The organism is Variovorax sp. 01N425 (assembly GCF_056399465.1).
Window position 1 is genome coordinate 376,656 of sequence record NZ_JBFTRJ010000002.1, and the last position, 20,428, is coordinate 397,083.

General features: G+C 67.8%; 17 protein-coding genes. 11 read left to right on the plus strand and 6 right to left on the minus strand.

Going from position 1 to position 20,428, the window contains the following annotated elements; genetic code table 11:
* Window positions 1-2: 2 nt before the first annotated feature.
* Entirely contained in the window at window positions 3-824 is an 822-nt protein-coding gene (locus AC1DSC_RS04875; protein WP_369663785.1) for a creatininase family protein, read from the minus strand.
* Between the two features lie 196 nt (window positions 825-1,020).
* Here AC1DSC_RS04875 and AC1DSC_RS04880 point away from each other — a divergent pair, with 196 nt between their 5' ends.
* From AC1DSC_RS04880 to AC1DSC_RS04905, 6 genes are read left to right on the plus strand one after another with little or no spacing between them, the layout of a single operon-like run.
* Window positions 1,021-1,536 carry a DUF1269 domain-containing protein gene (locus AC1DSC_RS04880; RefSeq protein ID WP_369663784.1) on the plus strand — a complete coding sequence of 172 codons (516 nt, stop codon included), beginning with the start codon at window positions 1,021-1,023 and terminating at the stop codon, window positions 1,534-1,536.
* 46 nt (window positions 1,537-1,582) lie between these two features.
* Window positions 1,583-2,743: a cytochrome c oxidase subunit II gene (locus AC1DSC_RS04885; RefSeq protein ID WP_369663783.1), complete on the plus strand. Its 1,161-nt coding sequence runs from the start codon at window positions 1,583-1,585 to the stop codon at window positions 2,741-2,743.
* The gene (ctaD, locus tag AC1DSC_RS04890) at window positions 2,740-4,512 is read left to right on the plus strand and encodes a cytochrome c oxidase subunit I (RefSeq protein ID WP_369663782.1); all 1,773 of its coding nucleotides are present in this window, start codon (window positions 2,740-2,742) and stop codon (window positions 4,510-4,512) included. Before AC1DSC_RS04885 ends, ctaD begins: the two co-directional genes overlap by 4 nt.
* Complete coding sequence (locus AC1DSC_RS04895) at window positions 4,509-5,138, plus strand: cytochrome c oxidase subunit 3 family protein (RefSeq protein WP_369663781.1); 630 nt, start codon at window positions 4,509-4,511, stop codon at window positions 5,136-5,138. The genes ctaD and AC1DSC_RS04895 overlap by 4 nt, the downstream gene beginning before the upstream one ends.
* 11 nt (window positions 5,139-5,149) lie before the next feature.
* Entirely contained in the window at window positions 5,150-5,854 is a 705-nt protein-coding gene (locus AC1DSC_RS04900; RefSeq protein WP_015867866.1) for a heme-copper oxidase subunit III family protein, read from the plus strand.
* Between the two features lie 17 nt (window positions 5,855-5,871).
* On the plus strand, window positions 5,872-6,186 hold the full coding sequence (locus tag AC1DSC_RS04905) for a cytochrome C oxidase subunit IV family protein (RefSeq protein WP_015867865.1): 315 nt from the start codon (window positions 5,872-5,874) through the stop codon (window positions 6,184-6,186).
* 17 nt (window positions 6,187-6,203) lie between these two features.
* Here the strand turns inward: AC1DSC_RS04905 and AC1DSC_RS04910 are convergent, their stop codons facing one another.
* From AC1DSC_RS04910 to AC1DSC_RS04925, 4 genes are all read right to left on the minus strand, one after another.
* Window positions 6,204-7,832: an MFS transporter gene (locus tag AC1DSC_RS04910; protein WP_369663780.1), complete on the minus strand. Its 1,629-nt coding sequence runs from the start codon at window positions 7,830-7,832 to the stop codon at window positions 6,204-6,206.
* A gap of 15 nt (window positions 7,833-7,847) precedes the next feature.
* Window positions 7,848-8,618: an amino acid ABC transporter permease gene (locus AC1DSC_RS04915; protein WP_062364030.1), complete on the minus strand. Its 771-nt coding sequence runs from the start codon at window positions 8,616-8,618 to the stop codon at window positions 7,848-7,850.
* A 32-nt stretch (window positions 8,619-8,650) separates the two neighbouring features.
* On the minus strand, window positions 8,651-9,409 hold the full coding sequence (locus AC1DSC_RS04920) for a basic amino acid ABC transporter substrate-binding protein (protein WP_369663779.1): 759 nt from the start codon (window positions 9,407-9,409) through the stop codon (window positions 8,651-8,653).
* Between the two features lie 64 nt (window positions 9,410-9,473).
* The gene (locus tag AC1DSC_RS04925; protein WP_369663778.1) at window positions 9,474-9,950 is read right to left on the minus strand and encodes an Lrp/AsnC family transcriptional regulator; all 477 of its coding nucleotides are present in this window, start codon (window positions 9,948-9,950) and stop codon (window positions 9,474-9,476) included.
* A 179-nt stretch (window positions 9,951-10,129) separates the two neighbouring features.
* Here AC1DSC_RS04925 and AC1DSC_RS04930 point away from each other — a divergent pair, with 179 nt between their 5' ends.
* The 5 genes from AC1DSC_RS04930 to AC1DSC_RS04950 all read left to right on the plus strand — a co-directional run bounded on the left by AC1DSC_RS04930 (window position 10,130) and on the right by AC1DSC_RS04950 (window position 19,864).
* A complete protein-coding gene (locus tag AC1DSC_RS04930; RefSeq protein ID WP_369663777.1) occupies window positions 10,130-13,738 on the plus strand; it encodes an indolepyruvate ferredoxin oxidoreductase family protein in 3,609 nt (1,202 codons plus the stop codon).
* A 272-nt stretch (window positions 13,739-14,010) separates the two neighbouring features.
* Window positions 14,011-14,346 (plus strand): preprotein translocase subunit YajC, encoded by a 336-nt coding sequence (yajC, locus tag AC1DSC_RS04935; protein ID WP_018905224.1) that lies wholly within the window; start codon window positions 14,011-14,013, stop codon window positions 14,344-14,346.
* 101 nt (window positions 14,347-14,447) lie between these two features.
* Complete coding sequence (gene secD / locus AC1DSC_RS04940; RefSeq protein WP_015867858.1) at window positions 14,448-16,331, plus strand: protein translocase subunit SecD; 1,884 nt, start codon at window positions 14,448-14,450, stop codon at window positions 16,329-16,331.
* 18 nt (window positions 16,332-16,349) lie between these two features.
* Window positions 16,350-17,309, plus strand: a complete 960-nt coding sequence (gene secF / locus AC1DSC_RS04945) for a protein translocase subunit SecF (protein ID WP_015867857.1) — start codon at window positions 16,350-16,352, stop codon at window positions 17,307-17,309.
* Window positions 17,310-17,449: 140 nt separating this feature from the next.
* Entirely contained in the window at window positions 17,450-19,864 is a 2,415-nt protein-coding gene (locus AC1DSC_RS04950) for a DUF1631 family protein (protein WP_369663776.1), read from the plus strand.
* Window positions 19,865-19,868: 4 nt separating this feature from the next.
* Here the strand turns inward: AC1DSC_RS04950 and AC1DSC_RS04955 are convergent, their stop codons facing one another.
* The gene (locus AC1DSC_RS04955) at window positions 19,869-20,387 is read right to left on the minus strand and encodes a Smg family protein (RefSeq protein ID WP_369663775.1); all 519 of its coding nucleotides are present in this window, start codon (window positions 20,385-20,387) and stop codon (window positions 19,869-19,871) included.
* Window positions 20,388-20,428: the final 41 nt, after the last annotated feature.

Here is a 20,428-nt window from a genome sequence, read left to right on the forward strand (position 1 = left end):
GCCTAGCGCCAGGCAGGTTCGTTGGCGAGGCGCGACAGCGGGAAGCGGTCCACCTCCTGCAGCAGCTCCACGAAGCGCCGCCCCACGTGGTCGAGCACCGCGGCGCCCTTCTCGGCGGTGGCGCGCGTGGCGTCGCCGGCCGCGCCCGCGGGGTTGATGTCGTGCATCTGCCAGCCGAGCTTGCCGCTGGGCGTGATCGAGAGGAATTGGTTCTCGGCGGCGAGGTCTTCGGTCATCGAGCGGAAGTTGCGGAACTGGTCGGGACGCACGTCGTTCGGCGCAAGGTGCAGCATGACCGAGCTTTCGAGATCGCCGGCATGGATGCCGTGCTTGCCCTCGTGCGCGGTGAAGAGCCCTTCGGGCAGGCCCAGCGTGTACCAGTTGGCGGCCACGACCATCATGCCGCGCTCCTCGCGCAGGTCGCGTGCCACGATGTCCATCACGCTCATCTGCCCGCCGTGGCTGTTGTAGAGCACCAGCTTGCGCACGCCGGCCTTCGCCACGCAGGCGCCGATGTCCTTCCACAGCGCGATCAGCGTGGTGGCCGAGACGGTGAGCGTGCCCGGGTAGCGCGAATGCTCGTTGCTCTTGCCGTAGGCCACGGTGGGCAGGAAGAGCACCGGCAGGTCGCCCGGCAGGTGCGGGAGCGCGGCCTGCACCATGCCGTCGATGGTGGCGGTGTCGGTCGACATCGGCAGGTGGGGGCCGTGCTGCTCGGTCGCGCCCACCGGCAGCACGGCGATCAGCCGTTCGCGGTCCAGGCGGGAGAACTCTTCGCTGGTCAGGTCGGACCAGAAGCGGCTGCGCAGGGGGTGCGGGTTCATCGTGGCGTACCTCGTGATGGCGGGCAACAGGGGCGGGATGATGAGCTAAATTATCCAATCGGTCAAAAAAAGATGGCTCGGCAATAACCCCCATGCCGCTGCCGCGTGAAATGCGGCGGCCACTTGATGGCGGCCTTCCATGGGCATATAAGTCATCCATGGTTCCTTGACTCGTCGCAAGACGAAAGGGGGCGCTATGAAGAGGCGCATCTACTGGCTGATGCCGGACCTGGCGAGCGCCAGGCGGGCAATGGACGATCTGGTGTGGGCACGCGTCGACGCCGCGCACATTCATTTCGCCGGACCGGAAGGCATGGACATGGCCGGGCTCCATGCGGCCAACGTGTGGCAGACCTCGGACCTCGTCCACGCAGCCAAGACCGGGTGGGTGGTCGGCAGTGCCTGCGGCATCGTCGTCGGCCTCGTGGCCGCGCTGCTGTTCCCGATCACCGGCGACGGCCCCGAATGGGAAGTGGCGGTGCTGGTGGCTCTCCTGGGCGGCGTGGTGGGCGCCTGGTCGGCCAGCATGATCGGCATTTCGATCCCGAGCCCCAGGCTGCAACGTTTCGAGGGCGCCATCGCGCAGGGGCAGATCCTGCTGATGGTGGACTTGCCGCGTTCGCGCGTGCGGGACATCGAGGCGCTGCTGCGCTCCGCGCATCCCGAAGCCCGGTTCGAGGGCGAAGAGCCGCAAGTCCCGGCCTTTCCCTGAAGCGCGCGCATGAGCCCGGAAACCATGCCGAGCCGCAGGAGCGCACATGACCATGGCCGTCGCCCTGCTGCTCATCGTGCTCGGCTCGGTGCTGTTCCACGTCTTCAATCCGTGGTGGACGACGCCCCTTGCGTCGAACTGGCAGCCGATGGACGACACCCTGTCCATCACGCTGCTGATCACGGGGATCTTCTTCATTGCCATCAACGTGTTCGTCGCCTACATGCTGGTGCGCTTTCGCCACCGCGAGGGACGCCGTGCGGCGCATGAGCCCGAGAACAGGAAGCTCGAGCGCTGGCTGATCGGCGGCACCACCGTCGGCATCATGGCGCTGCTGGCGCCCGGCCTCGTGGTGTACGCGAACTATGTCAGGGAGCCCCGCGACGCCCTCGTGCTCGAGGTGCTGGGCCAGCAATGGCAATGGCGCTTCCGCTTCCCGGGCGAGGACGGCAAGCTGGGCGCGACCGATGCGCGCTTTGTCAGCGCCACCAATCCGTTCGGCATCGACCCCGCCGATCGGGCCGGCCAGGACGACCTCCTGATCGCCGGCAACGAGGTGCACCTGCCGCTCGGCAAGCCGGTGCTGGTGCTGATGCGCTCGAACGACGTGCTGCACGACTTCTTCGTGCCGAACTTCCGCGCCCGGATGAACATGGTGCCGGGACAGGTCAGCCGCTTCTGGTTCACGCCGACCGTCGCGGGCCGCTACGAAGCGCTGTGCGCGCAGCTGTGCGGCGTGGGCCATCCCAACATGCGCGGCTACGTGGTGGTGGAAGACCCGGAGAACTACAAGGCCTGGCACGCGGCGCTGCCGACCTTCGCCAAGTCCCAGGCCAAGGCGCCCGAGGCCCCGGCCGGCGCCGCGGCGGCCGGCGGCGATGCACGCGTCCAGCAGGGGCGCGCGCTGGCGGACAGCAAGGGCTGCGTGGCCTGCCACACGGTCGACGGCAGCGCGCGCGTCGGGCCGACCTGGAAGGGCCTGCACGGCAAGACCGAAACCATGGCGGACGGCAGCACCGCGCTGGTCGACGAAGCCTATCTGCGCAGCTTCATCCGCGATCCGCAGGCCCGCCAGGTGAAGGGCTTCCCGCCGGTCATGCCGAAGATCGAGTTGAGCGATGAAGAACTGGCCGCGCTGGTGGCCTATATCCAGAGTCTGGGCAGCCCGCCGGCGCAGGCTGCCGCCGAACAGAAGGCTGCGCGATGAACTCGTCCCACGCCGACGGCGGCGACCACCCCGCGCCGCAGAGCTTCCTGACCCGCTACGTCTGGAGCCAGGACCACAAGGTGATCGCCGTGCAGTACGCCTGCACCGCCATCGCAGTGGGCGTGGTGGGCGTGGTGCTGTCCAACCTGATGCGGCTGCAGCTCGGCTTTCCGGGCCAGTTCGAGTTCATCAACGCCGAGCGCTATTACCAGTTCGTGACCATGCACGGGATGATCATGGTGATCTACCTGCTCACGGCGCTGTTCCTCGGCGGCTTCGGCAACTACCTGATCCCGCTGATGGTGGGCGCGCGGGACATGGTCTTTCCCTATCTCAACATGCTGAGCTTCTGGGTCTACCTGCTGTCGGTGGTGGTCCTGGTGGCGAGCTTCTTCGTCGCGGGCGGTCCCACCGGCGCGGGCTGGACGCTGTATCCGCCGCAGTCGATCCTGCCCGGCACGCCGGGCCATGCGGGCGGCATCGTGCTGATGCTGGTGTCGCTGCTCATCTTCATCGTGGCAACGACGATGGGCGGCCTCAACTACGTGACCACCGTGCTGCAGGCGCGCTGCGAAGGCATGACGCTGCTGCGCATGCCGCTCACGGTGTGGGGCATCTTCGTGGCCACCATCCTCGCGCTGCTCGGTTTTCCGGCGCTGTTCGTCAGCGGCGTGATGCTGCTGCTCGACCGGACGCTGGGCACCAGCTTCTTCATGCCGGCGCTGGTGTCGATGGGCCAGGTGACCGGCTACAAGGGCGGCAGCCCGCTGCTGTTCCAGCACCTGTTCTGGTTCTTCGGCCATCCCGAGGTCTACATCGTCGCGCTGCCGGCCTTCGGCATCGTCTCGGACCTGATCAGCGTGCATGCGCGCAAGTGCATCTTCGGCTACCGCATGATGGTGTGGGCCATCGTGGCCATCGGCGCGCTCAGCGTGGTGGTGTGGGCGCACCACATGTTCGTGAGCGGCATGAATCCGTACTTCGGCTTCTTCTTCGCGACCACCACGCTGATCATCGCGGTGCCCACCGCGATCAAGGTCTACAACTGGATCCTGACGCTGTGGCGCGGCGACATCCACCTGACGGTGCCGATGCTGTTCGCGCTGGCCTTCCTGTGCACTTTCCTCATCGGCGGGCTCACGGGCCTGTTCCTCGGCAACGTGAGCGTGGACATCCCGCTGTCGGGCACGTATTTCGTGGTGGCGCACTTCCACATGGTGATGGGCGTGGCGCCGCTCCTGGTGGTGTTCGGCGGCATCTACCACTGGTTCCCCAAGGTCACCGGCCGCATGCTCGACGACCGGCTCGGGCGCCTGCATTTCTGGATCACCTTCCTCGGCACCTACCTGATCTATTTTCCGATGCACTACCTGGGTGTGCTGGGCATGCCGCGGCGCTACTACAACTTCGACGGCTATGCGTTCATTCCGCCCTCGGCATTCAGCCTGAACACCTTCATCACCGTGGTTGCGCTGATCGTCGGCGTGGCGCAGTTGCTGTTCATTGCCAATCTCGCCTGGAGCGCGTGGCGCGGCCGGCCGGCCGACGCCAATCCATGGCGCGCCGCCTCGCTCGAATGGCAGACGCCCGCCACGCCGCCGGGCCACGGCAACTGGGGACCGCGGCTGCCGGTGGTCTACCGGTGGGCCTATGCCTATGGGGAGCCGGGTGCGGCGGAGGATTTCATCGCGCAGAACGCACCGCCGGAAGCCGGGCCCGGGGAGCCCGAGCCGGAGGGCCAGGGCGAGGTCCGGGGAGCACCGGCATGATTTCAGGAGCCGCCTTGGGCATCCGCGGTGCCGGCCGCGGCCATGGCCGCGCCCACGATCCGCATGCGAGCGCGGCCGGCATCGGCCTGTGGGTCTTCATGGGCGTGGTGACTGCGTTGTTCTCCCTCTTCATCGTGGCCTATGTGATGCGCATGAGCGGCGGCGATGCGATGACCATCGCGCTGCCGTGGCAGCTCTGGCTCAGCACGGCATTGCTGGTGGCGGGCAGCGTGGCGCTGCAACGGGCCAGCGGCGCACCGCGCGGTCCCGGCCCGATGCGGGCGCGTCGCCTGCTGCTGGCGGGGGGTCTCTTCGCATTCGGCTTCCTGGCCGTGCAGCTGTGGGCCTGGCAGGCGATGCTGGGCGCGCAGGTGATGCCGGCCGGCAATCCGGCGGGCAGCTTCTTCTACCTGCTGACGGCCATGCACGGGCTCCACCTGATGGGTGGGCTGGTCGGCTGGGCCTGGACGGCGCACGCCGCCTGGCCCGATCCAGCCCGGTCCGCCTGGCGCATCGCGCTGTGCGCGCGCTACTGGCACTTCATGCTGGCGGTGTGGCTGGTGCTGTTCGCGCTGCTGGGCTGGGTGACGCCGGAGGTGGCGCGCTTCATCTGCGGCACATCCTGAGGAGGCGTCCCATGAACCACACCGCAACCGCCGCCGCTGCGCCGCTGAACCCGCAGGCCATCGCCGCCACCGGCTGGCGCGGGCTGGTCGCCGACTGGTCCTCCGACCGCCAGGCGTTCCACGTCTCGTGGGGCAAGGCGATGATGTGGATCTTCCTGCTCAGCGACACCTTCGTCTTCAGCTGCTTCCTGACCGGCTACATGACGGTGCGCGCCTCGACCACCGTGCCGTGGCCCAACCCGAGCGAGGTGTTCGCGCTCCATGTGGGGGGCGCCGACATTCCGCTGCTGCTGATCGCGATCATGACCTTCGTGCTCATCAGCAGCAGCGGCACGATGGCGATGGCCGTCAATTTCGCCTACCGCCGCGACCGCGTGAACGCCGCCACGCTGATGCTCGTGACCGCGACCTGCGGCGAAATCTTCGTCGGCATGCAGGCCTTCGAGTGGTCCAAGCTGATCCTCGAGGAGGGCGTGCGGCCCTGGGGCAACCCGATGGGCGCGGCGCAGTTCGGCTCGGCCTTCTTCATGATCACGGGCTTCCATGGGCTGCACGTGTCGGCCGGCGTGGTCTTCCTGTTCACCGTGGCCTTCAAGCTGATGCGCGGCGACTACGACAAGTCCGGCAACTACCAGATCGTCGAGATTGCCGGCCTGTACTGGCACTTCGTGGACCTGGTGTGGGTGTTCATCTTTGCGCTGTTCTATCTCTGGTGAGGAGGAGGAAGAAGACCATGAACCCCGCCACCGGCCAGCAGCATCCGATCAGCCTCTATCTCAAGATCTGGGGGCTGCTGTTCGTGCTCAGCACGATGTCCTACCTGGTCGACTATTTCCATTTCCAGGGCTACCTGCGCTGGACGCTGATCGTCACCTTCATGCTGCTGAAGGCGGGGCTGATCGTCGCGGTCTTCATGCACATGGCCTGGGAGCGGCTGTCGCTGGTCTATGCCATCCTGGTGCCGCCGCTGTGCCTGCTGGTGCTGGTCGGCCTGATGGCGGCGGAGGCCGGCCACACCTACCTGACGCGGCTGTTGTTCTTCCACTGAAGCCGTTGCAGGCCCGCTCAGCGCTTCACCACGTAGCGCGTCACCACCGGCGGCGATTCGCCGATGTGGAAGGCCAGCCGCCGCTCGCGCAGCGCCATGTCGGCGGCCGTGGCGCGGTTGAAGCGGCGCAGGTGGTCGGTCCAGCTTTCGTCCACGATCTCTTCCAGGTAGCGGCCCGGCTCCGCGATGTCGTGCAGCAGTTCCCAGCCGATGGCGCCCTGGCCCAGGCGCGCGCGCCGGGTCTGGTGCATCACCAGGTGGAAGGCGGCCGCGCGCGCGGGGTCGATCATGTATTCGATGGTGATGACCACGCGGCCGTTTTCTTCCGGCGTTTCCGCCGGCGGGCCCGCGGCCCAGCCGGCCCGCGCCGGGCTCATGTCGGCTTCCTCGCCCGAGACGTCGGTGACCCAGCGCAGCGCCGCCAGCATCAGCAGGGTGCCGCTCACGGCGGCGACCTCGAGGCTGGAGCGCAGGTCGGTGACGGTGGCCACCTGGCCCCAGAGCGCCGCGCCGATCGCGCTCGCGCCCATGATCGCCATCTGGTAGGTCGACATGCCGCGCGCGCGCACCCAGTCGGGCAGCGCGAGCTGCGCCGACACCGAGAGCGAGTTGGCCACCGTGATCCAGGCCATGCCGCCGAAGAACATCGCGGGCACCGCCACCCAGGCGTTGGGTGCGAAGGCCATCACCGCGGTGGCGAGCGACTGCAGCACCGTGCCGCGCAGCACCAGCTGGTCGCGCCCGAGCGCCTGGCGCAGCCGCGGCAGGAACAGCACCGCGATGATCGCGCCCGCGCCCATGGCGGCCAGCAGCAGCGTGAAGGTGGCCGCGCCGCCGCCCTTGAGGTTGCGTGCCAAGAGCGGCAGCAGCGCGAGCAGCGCGGTGGAGTGGAAGAAGAAGATCGTGATGCGCGAGAGCACCGCGCGCATGCGCTGCGACTGCCAGACGAACTGCACGCCCACGCGCATCGCGCTGATGAGCTTCTCGCGGCCCAGCGGATTGGGCGTGTGCTCGCGCCGCCAGCGCAGCACCACGAAGCCCGAGGCCACCGACAGCACCGCGTTGAGCGCAAACACCCAGACGCTGCCCGCGCTGGCGATCAGCATGCCGGCCGTGAGCGGGCCGATGATGCGCGAGGCGTTCATCGCAATGCCGTTCAGGCCCAGCGCCGCCGGCAATTGCGGCCGCGGCACCAGCTCGGGCACGATGGCCGAGAACACCGGCCAGCGCAGCGCCAGCCCGATGCCGTTGGCAAAGGTGAGCGCCAGCAAGAGCGGCGCGGTCATCAGGTCCATGGCGATGGCCGCGCACAGCACGATGGCCGTGCCCGCGAGCCAGAACTGCGTGGCCACCAGCCAGCGCCGGCGGTCCAGGATGTCGGCCAGCGCGCCGCTGGGCAGGCCCAGCAGGAACACCGGCAAGGTGGAGGCCGACTGCACCAGCGCCACCCAGATCGGCGAGGTGGTCAGCGAGGTCATCATCCATGCCGCCGCCACGTCGTTCATCCACATGCAGATGTTGGCGATGAGCCAGGTGCTCCACAGCATGCGGAACACGGGCAGCTTGAGCGGCTCGAGCGCCGCGAACTTCGGCGGCTGCGGCCGGGCGGGGGGAATGGGTGTTTCTTCGGGCGAAATCGGCGGCATGTCGCCCGATTGTGCCTATCCCCTGTCGCTGCGTGCCAGGCGGTGTTCGAGCCGCCGCAGCATCGTCGTGAGCACGAGCGTCATCACCCAGTACACCACCGAGATCGCGAGGTACGGCTCCCAGTAGCGCGCATAGGCACCGGCCACCGTGCGCGCCGCATAGGCCAGCTCGGCCAGGCCGATGGCCGAGACCAGCGAGGTGTCTTTCAGCAGCGCGATCGCGTTGTTGCCGAGAGGCGGCAGCATGCGCCTGAAGGCCTGCGGCAGCACCACGTAGCGCATCACCTGCAGCGGCGTGAAGCCGATCGAGCGGCCGGCATCGAACTGCCCGCGCGAGATCGACTGGATGCCGGCGCGGAACACCTCCGAGATGTAGGCCGCCGAATTGAGCGTGAGCGCCACCACGCCGGAGATCAGCGCGCCGTGCTCCTGCTTGAGCTCGCGCGCCAGGTCGCCGCTGATCAGGAGGCCGGTCGCCGGATGGATGAACACCGGCATCACCGCAAAGTGGATCAGCAGGATCTGCACGAACAAAGGCGTGCCGCGGAAGAAGCTCACGTACACCGTGGCCGGCCAGCGCAGGAAGAAGCGCGCCATCCAGCTCCAGGGCGCATGGCGCGGCCGGGCGAGCCGCGCGAGCGCCAGGCACAGGCCCCAGCTCGAACCCAGCAGCACGCAGACCACCGTCATGCGCAGCGTCATCCAGGCGCCCTGCCAGAACAGGTCCCTGTATTCGACCAGGATGTCCCAGCGGAACCATCCGAACAAGAGGATCGGCTGCTCCATCTAGGGCTTTCGCGCGGTCGTGCAGTGCGCGCTCATCGGGCGTTCGGGTCCTTGTTGAACCACTTCTTGTAGATGGCGGCGTAGCTGCCGTCCGCGCGGATCGCGGCCAGGCCGGCCGTGAGCTTGTCGAGCAGCGCCTTGTCGCCCTTCTTCACGACGATGCCGAAGCCTTCCTCGGGGAAGGACTTGTCGTCGAGCGTCTTGAGCTCGGGGTTCTGCGCCACGCGGTAGGCGATCACGCCGTTGTCGCCCATGGCGGCATCGACGCCGCCGCCGGCCAGCTCGGAAATGATGAGCGGCGTGCTCTCGAAGCGGCGGATGTTGGGGCTGGTCTTGCCGAACTCGCGCGAGGCGATGTCGTCGGCCGTGGAGGCGCTCACCACGGCAATCTTCTTGCCGGCCAGGTCCTTCAGCGAGGCCACCGTGCTGCCCTTGGGCAGCGCGATCAGCTGGCGCGCCGCGAAGTAGGGCGGCGTGAAGTCGTAGCTCTGCTTGCGCTTCTCGTTGATGGTCACGCCCGAGATCACGAGGTCGACGTCGCCGTTGTTGAGCGCGCCGAAGATGCCGGTGAACGGCGTGTTCACCACCTTGATCTTCAGGCCCTGCTGCCTGGCAATGGCGTTGATGATGTCGATGTCGAAGCCGACGATCTGCTTGTCCTTGTTCTCGAAGGCGAAGGGCGCGTAGGTGGCGCTGGAGGCCACGGTGAGTTCGCGGTTCTGGGCCTGGGCGCCAAAGGCGAGCGTGGCGGCGGCAAGGCCGAGCGCCAGGGCGCGGCGGATGGAGTTCATGCGGGGACCTCTTCCTCTTTGTTCCGCCGGACGGCGGGATGTGTCTGTGGAGTGGGCGGGAATTCTAGGGTGCCAGGTGCCCGAGCGGCCAGGCGCTGCTGGCCTTCACCTCGCCCAGCGAGAAGCTGGTGTGCAGGTCCTTCACGTTCGGCAGGTTCATGAGGTGCTGGCGCGCGAAGGCCGAGAAGCTGTCCAGGTCCTGCGCCACCACCTGCAGCTCGAAGGTGCCGGTGCCGCTGATGTAGTGGCAGGCCACCACCTCGGGCAGCTTGCGGATCGCATCCTCCAGTTTCAGCGTTGCATCGTTGGTGACGCGCTCGGTGTCCACGCGCACGAAAGCGAGCACGCCCAGCCCTATCTTGTGGCGGTCGATCTCGGCGTGGTAGCCCTTGATGAAGCCGACCTCCTCCAGCGCGCGCACGCGGCGCCAGCAGGGCGCGGCCGAGAGCCCCACGCGCTGCGCAAGCTCGGCGTTGGTGAGGCGGCCGTCGGCCTGCAGTTCTTGCAGGATTGCGAGGTCGAACTTGTCAATGCTTTCCATGGAGGGCGATATTAAGCAAGATTCTTCCTGGAAGCTGGTTTTTTGGGGCACAGAACGCAAACACCTGTCGCGCACCCCGGCATACACTTTGCGTGACCATGGGCTCGCGCCCTACCCGGGCACAGACCCACACCCATCAGCCAGGCCCAAAAGGCCCTGCCACACGGAGACAGACAAACATGAACGCACCGCTGCCCGAGCACATTCGCCGCGCGCTGGAAACCGTCACGCTCGACGACAAATACAGCCTCGACTACGGCCGTGCCTTCATGAGTGGCGTCCAGGCGCTGGTCAAGCTGCCGATGCTGCAGCGCCTGCGCGACAAGCAGGCCGGCAAGAACACCGCGGGCTTCATCAGCGGCTATCGCGGCTCCCCGCTCGGCGGCTACGACCAGGCGCTATGGAAGGCCAGCAAGTTCCTGAAGGAACAGAACATCGTCTTCCAGCCCGGCGTGAACGAAGAGCTCGCCGCCACCGCGCTCTGGGGCACCCAGCAGCTGGGCTTCTCGCCCGCGGGCACCAACCGGTTCGACGGCGTCTTCGGCATCTGGTATGGCAAGGGCCCGGGCGTGGACCGCTGCTCCGACGTCTTCAAGCACGCCAACATGGCAGGCACCACCGAATGGGGCGGCGTGATCGCGGTCGCGGGCGACGACCACATCTCCAAGAGCAGCACGGCCGCGCACCAGAGCGACCACATCTTCAAGGCCTGCGGCACGCCGGTGTTCTTTCCGGCCAACGTGCAGGAAATCCTGGACCTGGGCATCCACGCCTTTGCGATGAGCCGCTTCTCGGGCATCTGGTCGGGCATGAAGACGATCCAGGAAATCGTCGAGTCGAGCGCCACGGCGATGATCGACCCGGACCGCGTCGAGATCGTCATTCCCACCGATTTCCAGATGCCGCCCGGCGGCCTGCACATCCGTTGGCCCGACCACGCGCTCGAGCAGGAAGCGCGGCTCATGCACTACAAGTGGTATGCCGCGCTCGCCTACATCCGCGCCAACCGCCTGAACCACAACGTGATCGAGGGCCCGAACGACCGCTTCGGCATCATGGCCAGCGGCAAGGCCTACAACGACACCCGCCAGGCCCTGATCGACCTGGGCCTGGACGACGCCACCTGCCGCCAGCTGGGCATCCGGCTGCACAAGGTGGGCGTGGTGTGGCCGCTGGAGGCGCAGCTCACGCGCGACTTCGCCACCGGGCTGCAGGAGATCCTGGTGGTCGAAGAAAAGCGCCAGGTCATCGAATACCAGCTGAAGGAAGAGCTCTACAACTGGCGCGCCGACGTGCGCCCCACCGTGCTCGGCAAGTTCAACGAGCTCGACGGCGACTTCTCCGGCGGCGAATGGGCCATGCCCAACCCCACGGCCAACACGCTGCTGCGCGCCAATGCCGACCTGAACCCGGCACTGATCGCCAAGGCGATTGCGCAGCGCCTGCGCAAGCTCGGCATCCTGGAGCAGGCCGGCGCCGACATGCGCGCGCGCATCGACGCCCAGATGGCCATCCTCGAGGCCAAGGAGCGCTCGATGGAAGTGCTCAAGGTGGGCGGCGTGCAGGGCGCCGACCGCCAGCCCTGGTTCTGCTCGGGCTGCCCGCACAACACCAGCACCGTGGTGCCCGAGGGCTCGCGCGCGATGGGCGGCATCGGCTGCCACTTCATGGCCACCTGGATGGACCGCTCCACCATCGGCTTCACGCAGATGGGCGGCGAGGGCGTGCCGTGGGTCGGCCAGCAGCCCTTCACCACCGACCAGCACATCTTCGCGAACCTGGGCGACGGCACCTACTTCCACAGCGGCCTGCTCGCCATCCGCCAGAGCATCGCCGCCGGCGTGAACATCACCTACAAGATCCTCTACAACGACGCCGTCGCCATGACCGGCGGCCAGCAGGTCGGCGAGCGGCCCGAGGGCCACTCGGTGCTGCAGATTGCCGAGAGCCTGCATGCCGAGGGCGCCAAGAAGGTCGTCATCGTGACCGACGAGCCCGAGAAATACGAGGGCGTGAACATCCCGGGCGACCACGTGGCGGTCAAGCACCGCGACCTGCTCGACGAGGTCCAGCGCGAGTTCCGCGAGATCGCCGGCACCACGGCCATCATCTACGACCAGACCTGCGCCACCGAGAAGCGCCGCCGCCGCAAGCGGGGCACGGCCGTCGATCCGGCCAAGCGCGTGGTCATCAACGAGCTGGTCTGCGAAGGCTGCGGCGACTGCAGCGTGCAGAGCAACTGCCTGTCGGTCGAGCCGCTGGAAACCGAGTTCGGCCGCAAGCGCGCCATCAACCAGAGCAGCTGCAACAAGGACATGAGCTGCCTGAAGGGCTTCTGCCCGAGCTTCGTCACGGTCGAGGGCGGCCAGCTCAAGAAGAAGGCCAGGGACAAGGCCGATTCGCCGCTCGCGCTCGGTCCGCTGCCCGATCCGGCCGTGCCGGTGCTGGCGCAGGACCAAGTGTGGGGCATCGTGGTGGCCGGCGTCGGCGGCACGGGCGTCATCACCATCGGCCAGCTGCTCGGCATGGCCGCGCACATCGAGGGCAAGGGCATCGTCACGCAGGACGCGGCCGGCCTCGCGCAAAAGGGTGGCGCCACCTGGAGCCATGCGCTGATCGGCCAGTCGCAGGACGCGATCCGCACCACGCGCGTGGGCACCGCCGCGGCCGACCTCATTCTGGCGGCCGATCCGCTGGTGGCCGTCAACGCCGAAACCCTGGCGCGTATGCGCGAGGGGCGCACGCACGTGGCGCTCAACACGCACAGCACGCCCACCGCCGCCTTCGTGCGCAACGCCAACTGGGTGAACCCGCAGGACGACTGCGCCAGCCAGATCGCGCGCGCCATCGGCGCCGATGCGCTCGGCACCTTCGACGCCGATGCCGCGGCCACCACGCTGATGGGCGACAGCCTCTATGCCAACCCGATGCTGCTGGGCTTTGCCTGGCAAAAGGGCTGGATCCCGCTGGCGCTCGAGTCGCTGCTGCGCGCCATCGAACTCAACGCGGTGGCGGTCGAGAACAACAAGGCCGCCTTCGCCTGGGGCCGCCAGGCGGCCGTCCGCCCGGACGAGCTGCAAAAGCGCCTGCGCCCGGGCCAGGTGATCGAGTTCAAGAAGCGCGAAACCGTCGAAAGCCTGGTGGCGCGCCGCGTCGAATTCCTCGCGGGCTACCAGAACGCGGCCTATGCCGAGGAATACCGGCAGTTCGTGGACAAGGTCCGGCAGGCCGAATCGGCGCTCGGCAAGAGCGCGCTGGCCGAAACGGTGGCGCGCTACCTGTTCAAGCTCATGGCCTACAAGGACGAGTACGAGGTGGCGCGGCTGCACACCGACCGCAGCTTCCTCGCGCGGGTCGAGGGCATGTTCGAGGGCGAGGTGGGCAAGGACTTCAAGCTCAACTACCACCTCGCGCCGCCCATCATCGCCAGGAAGAACGCCAAGGGCCAGCTGCAGAAGCAGAAGTTCGGCCCCTGGATGCTCTCCGGCTTCCGGCTGCTGGCCCGGCTCAAGGGCCTGCGCGGCACGGCGCTGGACGTCTTCGGGCGCACCGAGGAGCGCAGGACCGAGCGCGCGCTGATCGGCGAGTACCGCGCGAGCATCGAGGAAGTGATTGCTGGCCTTCGCGCCGAGAACCATGCGCTGGCGCTGGAGATCGCAAGCCTGCCCGAGCAGATCCGCGGCTACGGCCATGTGAAGGAGCGCAACCTCGCCGCGGCCCGCACCCGCTGGAGCGAGCTGCTCGCCAAGTGGCGCAACCCGCAAGAGGCGCAGCGCGCCGCCGCGTGATTTTTCCGGAGGCCGGCCTGGCACCGCCGGCCGCATCGCGCGCTTGCTCCTGAAAAGCTAGCAAGAGACACGCAGCCGCAGCCCATGGAAAGCCCTGCCCCGCGCGCCGGATAAGCGCGCGGAGCGGGGCATTGCCACGAATACAATGCCCGCTGCTGCGCGCGGCCGACGCCGCCTCAAGCTCTGACTCGCGGCCTTTTCCACGGGGCCGCGGAACCGCGGGCCCGATCCGCGCTTCTGACATTCCTCTCTTCTCTCTGCTGGAGACTCTCTTGTTCATTTCCTCTGCTTTCGCCCAAACCGCACCCGCAGCTTCCGGCGGCGGCGACATGCTGTCCTCGCTGGGCAGCATGCTGCCCCTGGTGCTGATGTTCGTGGTGCTGTATTTCGTGATGATCCGCCCGCAAATGAAGCGCCAGAAGGAAGCGCGCGCCATGATCGAGGCGCTGGCCAAGGGCGACGAAGTGGCCACGGCCGGCGGCGTGCTCGGCAAGATCACCTCGCTCGGCGACCAGTACCTCGGCCTCGAAATCGCCAATGGCGTGGAGATCAAGATCCAGCGCAGCGCTGTGGTCCAGGTCCTGCCCAAGGGCGCCGTCAAGCAGTAAGCCCAGCAATCAACGCGCGGCTCGGCCTTGCGCTTTGCGGCGCATGGCCTCAAGTCACGCCTGTGTCCCATCTTTAATAAGTTTGTGAAAAGCGCCCGCTCATGAACCGTTATCCGGTCTGGAAGTACGCGATCATCGTGATCGTGCTGCTTGTGGGGTTGATCTATTCCCTGCCGAACTTCTTCGGCGAGGCGCCTGCCGTGCAGGTGTCCGCGGCCAAGTCCACCGTCAAGGTCGACGCGGCCACCCAGAGCCGGGTCGAGGAGGCGCTCAAGGCGGCCGGGCTCGCGCCCGACCTGCTCACGCTCGAGGGCGGCTCGCTGCGCGCGCGCTTCGCCACGCCCGACGAGCAGCTCAAGGCGCGCGACACGCTGCAGCGCACGCTGGTGCCCGATCCGGCCGATCCGCCCTACGTGGTGGCGCTGAACCTGGTCTCGCGCTCGCCGGCCTGGCTCACGGCGCTGCATGCATTCCCGATGTACCTGGGCCTGGACCTGCGCGGCGGCGTCGACTTCCTGCTGCAGGTCGACATGAAGGGCGCCATCGACAAGAAGGCCGAATCCTTCGCGAGCGACCTGCGCACCACCTTCCGCGACAAGGGCATCCGCGGCACCTCGGTGAACCGCAACGGCCAGGCCATCGAGGTCTCGTTCCGCGACGCGGCCGCGCTGGAAGCGGCCAAGCGCCTGATCCAGGACCAGTTCCAGGACCTCGCCACCACCGACAGCCAGGACGGCAGCAACTGGCGCCTGGTGGCCACCATCAAGCCCGAAGCCGCGCGCCGGCTCCAGGACGCGGCGCTCAAGCAGAACATCACCACGCTGCACAACCGGATCAACGAACTCGGCGTGGCCGAGCCCGTGATCCAGCAGCAGGGCCTGGACCGCATCGTGGTGCAGCTGCCCGGCGTGCAGGACACGGCCAAGGCCAAGGACATCCTGGGACGCACCGCGACGCTCGAGATGCGCCTGGTCGACGAAAGCGCCGAAGGCCGCGCGGCCGAACTGAGCGGCGGGCCGGTGCCCTTCGGCTCCGAGAAATTCCTCGAGCGCAACGGCCGCCCCGTGATCGTGAAGAAGCAGGTGCTGGTCACCGGCGAGAACCTCACCGACGCGCAGCCCGGCTTCGACCAGCAGAGCAACCAGCCCAAGGTCGACCTGACCATGGACGCCAAGGGCGGCCGCATCATGCGCGACGTGAGCCGCGAGAACTACAAGAAGCGCATGGCCATGCTGATCTTCGAGAAGGGCAAGGGCGAAGTGCTCACGGCCCCGTCGATCAACGGCGAGCTCGGCAACCGCTTCCAGATTTCCGGCTCGATGACCGTGGCCGAGGCCGCCGACCTCGCGCTGCTGCTGCGCGCCGGCTCGCTGGCCGCGCCGATGGAGATCATCCAGGAACGCACCATCGGCCCGAGCCTGGGCGCCGACAACATCGAGAAGGGCTTCAAGAGCGTGATGTATGGCTTCCTGGCCATCATGGTGTTCATGTGCGCCTACTACGCGCTGTTCGGCCTGTTCTCGTCGATCGCGCTGGCCGTCAACCTGATGCTGCTGGTGGCCATTCTCTCGATGCTGCAGGCCACGCTCACGCTGCCCGGCATCGCGGCCATGGCGCTGGCCATCGGCGTGGCCATCGACTCCAACGTGCTGATCAACGAGCGCGTGCGCGAGGAGCTGCGCAACGGCGCCTCGCCGCAGGCGGCCATCCACGCCGGCTACGACCGCGCCTGGGGCACGATCCTCGACTCCAACGTGACCACGCTGATCGCGGGCATCGCGCTGCTGGCCTTCGGCTCGGGCCCGGTGCGCGGCTTCGCGGTGGTGCACTGCATCGGCATCGTCACCTCGATGTTCTCCGCCGTGTTCTTCTCGCGCGGCCTCGTGAACTTCTGGTACGGCCAGAAGAAGAAGCTCAAGACGGTGTCGATCGGCACGGTCTGGCGCCCCAAGACCGACGGCACCGCCGTGGCTGAAGGCAAGTAAAGGTCAAGGACAAGCGCCATGGAATTCTTCCGCATCCACAAGACCATCCCGTTCATGCGCCACGCGCTGGTGCTGAACATCGTCTCCTTCGTCACCTTCGCGCTGGCGGTGTTCTTCCTGCTGCACCGCGGGCTGCACCTGTCGGTGGAGTTCACGGGCGGCACCGTGATGGAGGTGGCCTACCAGCAGTCCGCCGACATCGGCAAGGTGCGCGAGGCCATCGGCAAGCTCGGCTACCCCGACGTGCAGGTGCAGAGCTACGGCACCTCGCGCGACGTGCAGATCCGCCTGCCGGCGCAAAAGGGCATGAGCTCCGACCAGCAGAGCGCGCAGGTCATGCAGGCGCTCAAGTCGGTCGATCCCTCGGCCACGCAGCGCGGCATCGAGGTGGTCGGCCCGCAGGTCGGCGAGGAGCTCACCACCAACGGGCTCAAGGCACTCGGCATGGTGGTGGTGGGCATCATGATCTACCTGGCGATCCGCTTCGAATGGAAGTTTGCGCTTGCCACCGTGCTCGCCAACCTGCACGACGTGGTCATCATCCTGGGCTTCTTCGCCTTCTTCCAGTGGGAGTTCTCGCTCGCGGTGCTGGCGGCGGTGCTGGCGGTGCTGGGCTACTCGGTCAACGAATCGGTCGTGATCTTCGACCGGGTGCGCGAGAACTTCCGGCGCTACCGCAAGATGAACACCGTCGAGATCATCGACAACGCGATCACCTCGACCATCAGCCGCACCATCATCACGCACGGCTCGACGCAGCTGGTGGTGCTCTCGATGTTCTTCTTCGGCGGCCCGACGCTGCATTACTTTGCGCTGGCGCTGACCATTGGCATCTGCTTTGGCATCTACTCGTCCTGCTTCGTGGCGGCGGCCATTGCCATGTGGCTGGGCATCAAGCGCGAAGACCTGATCAAGGGCGGCCCGGCCAAGCGCGACGGCGGCTCCGAGGACGACCCGAACGCCGGCGCCGTGGTCTGATTGCGCCGGATCAACGGGACGCGCCGCGCAAAGCCCGCCGCCATGCCGCAGGTGATGCACACTTGTGCGGTGGCGCTTGCCGATGCAAGCTCTCGGCTTTCGCCGAAAAATAGAGTCCCGTTGGCCTTCCTGATCCTTCAATGAGCACCGCGCGGTCCGCTTCCTCCCTGCAGCTCGCACGCGAGACGCGCGAGCGCTTCGTTCGCGCCACCGAGGGCGTCATCGTCCCGCTGGCGCAGGCGATACGGGATCGCCTGACGCAGCAGGCCTCGGAAATCGGCAGTGCGCGCGCCATGCAGGAGAGCCGCGACGACTTCGTGGCGTTCCAGGGCCAGGCCTCGCAATGGGTGTCGCTCGCGCAGGCGGGCTGGCGCAAGTCGGTAGACGCGCCAGCAGGTGCGGTGCCCGCCGCGCCGGCCGCGAAGCTGCGGCTCGAACTCATCGGCGACGATGCCATGGAGAGCAGCATCCTGTCGTCGCGCCTGGCGCAGCTGATCCACGACAAGGCCAGCTTCGAACTCAGCGACCTGCGGCTGCGCATCCAGTTCCTGGAAGGCACCGCAGAACTCGACGCCCACGACGTGCTCAGGCCCGAAACCCTGGCCCGGCTGCTGGTGGACCAGTGGCTGGCGGCCGGCCTGAGCCGCGCGCTCTGGGCCCGCGTGCAGGACACCGTGCAGCAGCAGCTGGTCGGCGTGGTCGTCAAGGCCTACGAAGACGCCAACGCCTTCCTGGTTTCGCAGGGCGTGATGCCCGAAATCGATCTCAAGAGTTTCGTGCGCCGCACCGGCAGCAGCACCACCGGCGGCGGCGCCACCGGGCCGGCCACGATGCCGGCCTCGCCCCATGCCGGCGGCGCCATGCGGCCCGCAGGGGCCGTGCAGCGCCAGGGCGGTGCCGATACATCCCCGCAGGCACGGGGGGCGTTCGCGCCGTCCGCGCCGGCCTTCACCACGGGCGGCTCGCCGCTGCTGGCCGCGCGCCAGCGTGCGCAGACGGCGCTGCTGAGCCTCAAGCGCTTTGTCGCCGCGCGCATCGGCGCGGAAACGCCGGCCTCGCCTTCGGCTTCGATGACGACCACGGGAATGGACGGCCATGCGGCCGTCGCGGGGTCCGGCGCGACCGGTGCGGCTGCCCCGCGTGCCGTCTCCCAGACCTTCGCCGGCATGATCGCCGAGGCCGAAGCCGCCTACCGGGCCGCCGCCACGCAGTACATGCAGGGCTCGGCGCCGGGCGCCGCGGAGCAGGCCACCCTCATCCAGCAGGCCTCGGTCGACCTTCGGCGGCGCAGCGCGGAACTCAAGAAAAAGGCGCCCACCACCGCCGACAAGGCCACGGTCGAGATCGTCGCGCTCATGTTCCAGGCCATCCTTGCCGAGGAGCGCATTCCCTTCTCGGCGCGCGTGTGGTTTGCGCGCCTGCAGATGCCGGTGCTGCGCGTGGCCATTGCCGAGCCCGAGTTCTTCGGCACGCTGCAGCACCCGGCGCGCATGCTGATCGACCGCATGGGCTCCTGCGTGATGGGCTTCGATGCCGCGGCCATCTCGGGCAGTGCGCTCGAGGGCGAGATCCGCCGCGTGGTGCAGGTGATCGAGCAGTATCCCGAAACCGGCCAGCGCGTCTTCAAGCTGGTGTTCGACGAGTTCGTGGCCTTCCTGAACCGCTATCTCACGCAAAGCGACGCCACCCAGCGCGTCATGAGCGTGGCGCAGCAAGTCGAGCAGAAGGAAACGATGGCGATCCAGTACACCATCGAGCTGCGCAAGATGCTCAACGACATGCCGGTGCGCGAGGAGATCCGCGAGTTCCTCTTCAAGGTCTGGGCCGAGGTGCTGGCGATTGCCGCGCTGCGCTACGGCGCCCAGGGCGAGCAGACGGTGATGCTCAAGCGCGTGGCCTCCGAGCTGGTGTGGGCGGCGAGCGCCAAGCCCAACCGCGCCGACCGCGCCCGCGTGATCCAGGACCTGCCGCAGCTGCTGCAGCGCCTGCGCCTGGGCATGAACCTGCTGGGCATCATCGACGAGCCGCAGGAAGCCCACATCAAGGCCATCGGCGCCACCTTGTCCGATGCCTTCCTGTCGAAGACCGAGGCCATTCCCGCGGCCAAGATCGAGGCGATGGCCGAGCGCCTCGCGCACCTGGAAGATTTCGTCACCGACGACGGCGGCGCCTCCAGCCTGCCGCTCGATGCGACCAGCATCGAACTGCTGCTGGGCGTGGATGCAGCCTCGATCGAGGTCGTGGCCGACACCGTGGGCGGCGTACCGGCCGAAGACATGCTGGCCTGGGCCCACGAGCTGGAGGTGGGCAACTGGTTCATGCTCGACCACAACGACCGCGTGAGCCAGGTGCAGTTCGTCTGGCGCAGCGACCGCAAGCAACTGCACCTGTTCGCCTCGGCCGACGGCCGCAGCTTCCTGATCCAGGTCGGCCGGCTGGCCAACTACCTGCAGGCCGGCCTGCTGGTGCCCGCCGAGGAAGAAACGCTCACGGTGCGCGCCACGCGCGAGGCGCTGGCCAAGCTCGATGCGAATCCGGAGCGCCTGCTGAACTAGCCGGCTAGTGCGCGACGCGGCCTTCGCGGCTTTCGCAGAGTTCGTCGAGCACCAGCGCATCGGGCTCGATGCCGGTGCTCCAGTGCACCATCAGCACGATGATCTTGAGCTCGTCGAGCGCGACCGGATCGCCCGGCGCCGCCATGGCGCGCTCGATGACGATCTCGCGCAGGCCGCAGGACAGCACGTTCGACGATTCGAGAAAGCGGATGAAGCCCAGGCAGTCGGCGCCCAGATGCTCCTGCTCGGCCTGCGAGTAGACCCGCATGGCGTTGTCCGACTGGGGCAGGGCCGCTTCGGGCGCGCCGCGCAGCGTGACCGTGGCCACGGTGTCGTCGCCGGGACTTCGTTCGAACTGCAGGCCCTGGGTGGCAAGGCTCAGGCCGTCGAGCCAGTGCAGCGCATCGCGGATTTCTTCGGGCTCGAAGCCGTGGGCGCTGAGCTTGCGGCCCAATTGCTGGGGTTCGGGGCAGGCATCGCCGCGCCAATAGTTTTCGTAGACAAACACGAGCACTTCGAACATGGGCCCAATATAGCCGAGGAAACGATGGCTCGCCCCCAGGG

Coding starts and splice junctions, on each gene's coding strand:
- AC1DSC_RS04950 (WP_369663776.1), top strand. CDS start 17,450: ATGAGCACCGCGCGGTCCGCTTCCTCCCTGCAGCTCGCACGCGAGACG.
- AC1DSC_RS04920 (WP_369663779.1), bottom strand. CDS start 9,409: ATGAACTCCATCCGCCGCGCCCTGGCGCTCGGCCTTGCCGCCGCCACG.
- AC1DSC_RS04900 (WP_015867866.1), top strand. CDS start 5,150: ATGAACCACACCGCAACCGCCGCCGCTGCGCCGCTGAACCCGCAGGCC.
- secF (WP_015867857.1), top strand. CDS start 16,350: ATGGAATTCTTCCGCATCCACAAGACCATCCCGTTCATGCGCCACGCG.
- AC1DSC_RS04895 (WP_369663781.1), top strand. CDS start 4,509: ATGATTTCAGGAGCCGCCTTGGGCATCCGCGGTGCCGGCCGCGGCCAT.
- AC1DSC_RS04925 (WP_369663778.1), bottom strand. CDS start 9,950: ATGGAAAGCATTGACAAGTTCGACCTCGCAATCCTGCAAGAACTGCAG.
- AC1DSC_RS04905 (WP_015867865.1), top strand. CDS start 5,872: ATGAACCCCGCCACCGGCCAGCAGCATCCGATCAGCCTCTATCTCAAG.
- AC1DSC_RS04875 (WP_369663785.1), bottom strand. CDS start 824: ATGAACCCGCACCCCCTGCGCAGCCGCTTCTGGTCCGACCTGACCAGC.
- ctaD (WP_369663782.1), top strand. CDS start 2,740: ATGAACTCGTCCCACGCCGACGGCGGCGACCACCCCGCGCCGCAGAGC.
- AC1DSC_RS04910 (WP_369663780.1), bottom strand. CDS start 7,832: ATGCCGCCGATTTCGCCCGAAGAAACACCCATTCCCCCCGCCCGGCCG.
- AC1DSC_RS04885 (WP_369663783.1), top strand. CDS start 1,583: ATGACCATGGCCGTCGCCCTGCTGCTCATCGTGCTCGGCTCGGTGCTG.
- AC1DSC_RS04915 (WP_062364030.1), bottom strand. CDS start 8,618: ATGGAGCAGCCGATCCTCTTGTTCGGATGGTTCCGCTGGGACATCCTG.
- AC1DSC_RS04880 (WP_369663784.1), top strand. CDS start 1,021: ATGAAGAGGCGCATCTACTGGCTGATGCCGGACCTGGCGAGCGCCAGG.
- AC1DSC_RS04955 (WP_369663775.1), bottom strand. CDS start 20,387: ATGTTCGAAGTGCTCGTGTTTGTCTACGAAAACTATTGGCGCGGCGAT.
- AC1DSC_RS04930 (WP_369663777.1), top strand. CDS start 10,130: ATGAACGCACCGCTGCCCGAGCACATTCGCCGCGCGCTGGAAACCGTC.
- secD (WP_015867858.1), top strand. CDS start 14,448: ATGAACCGTTATCCGGTCTGGAAGTACGCGATCATCGTGATCGTGCTG.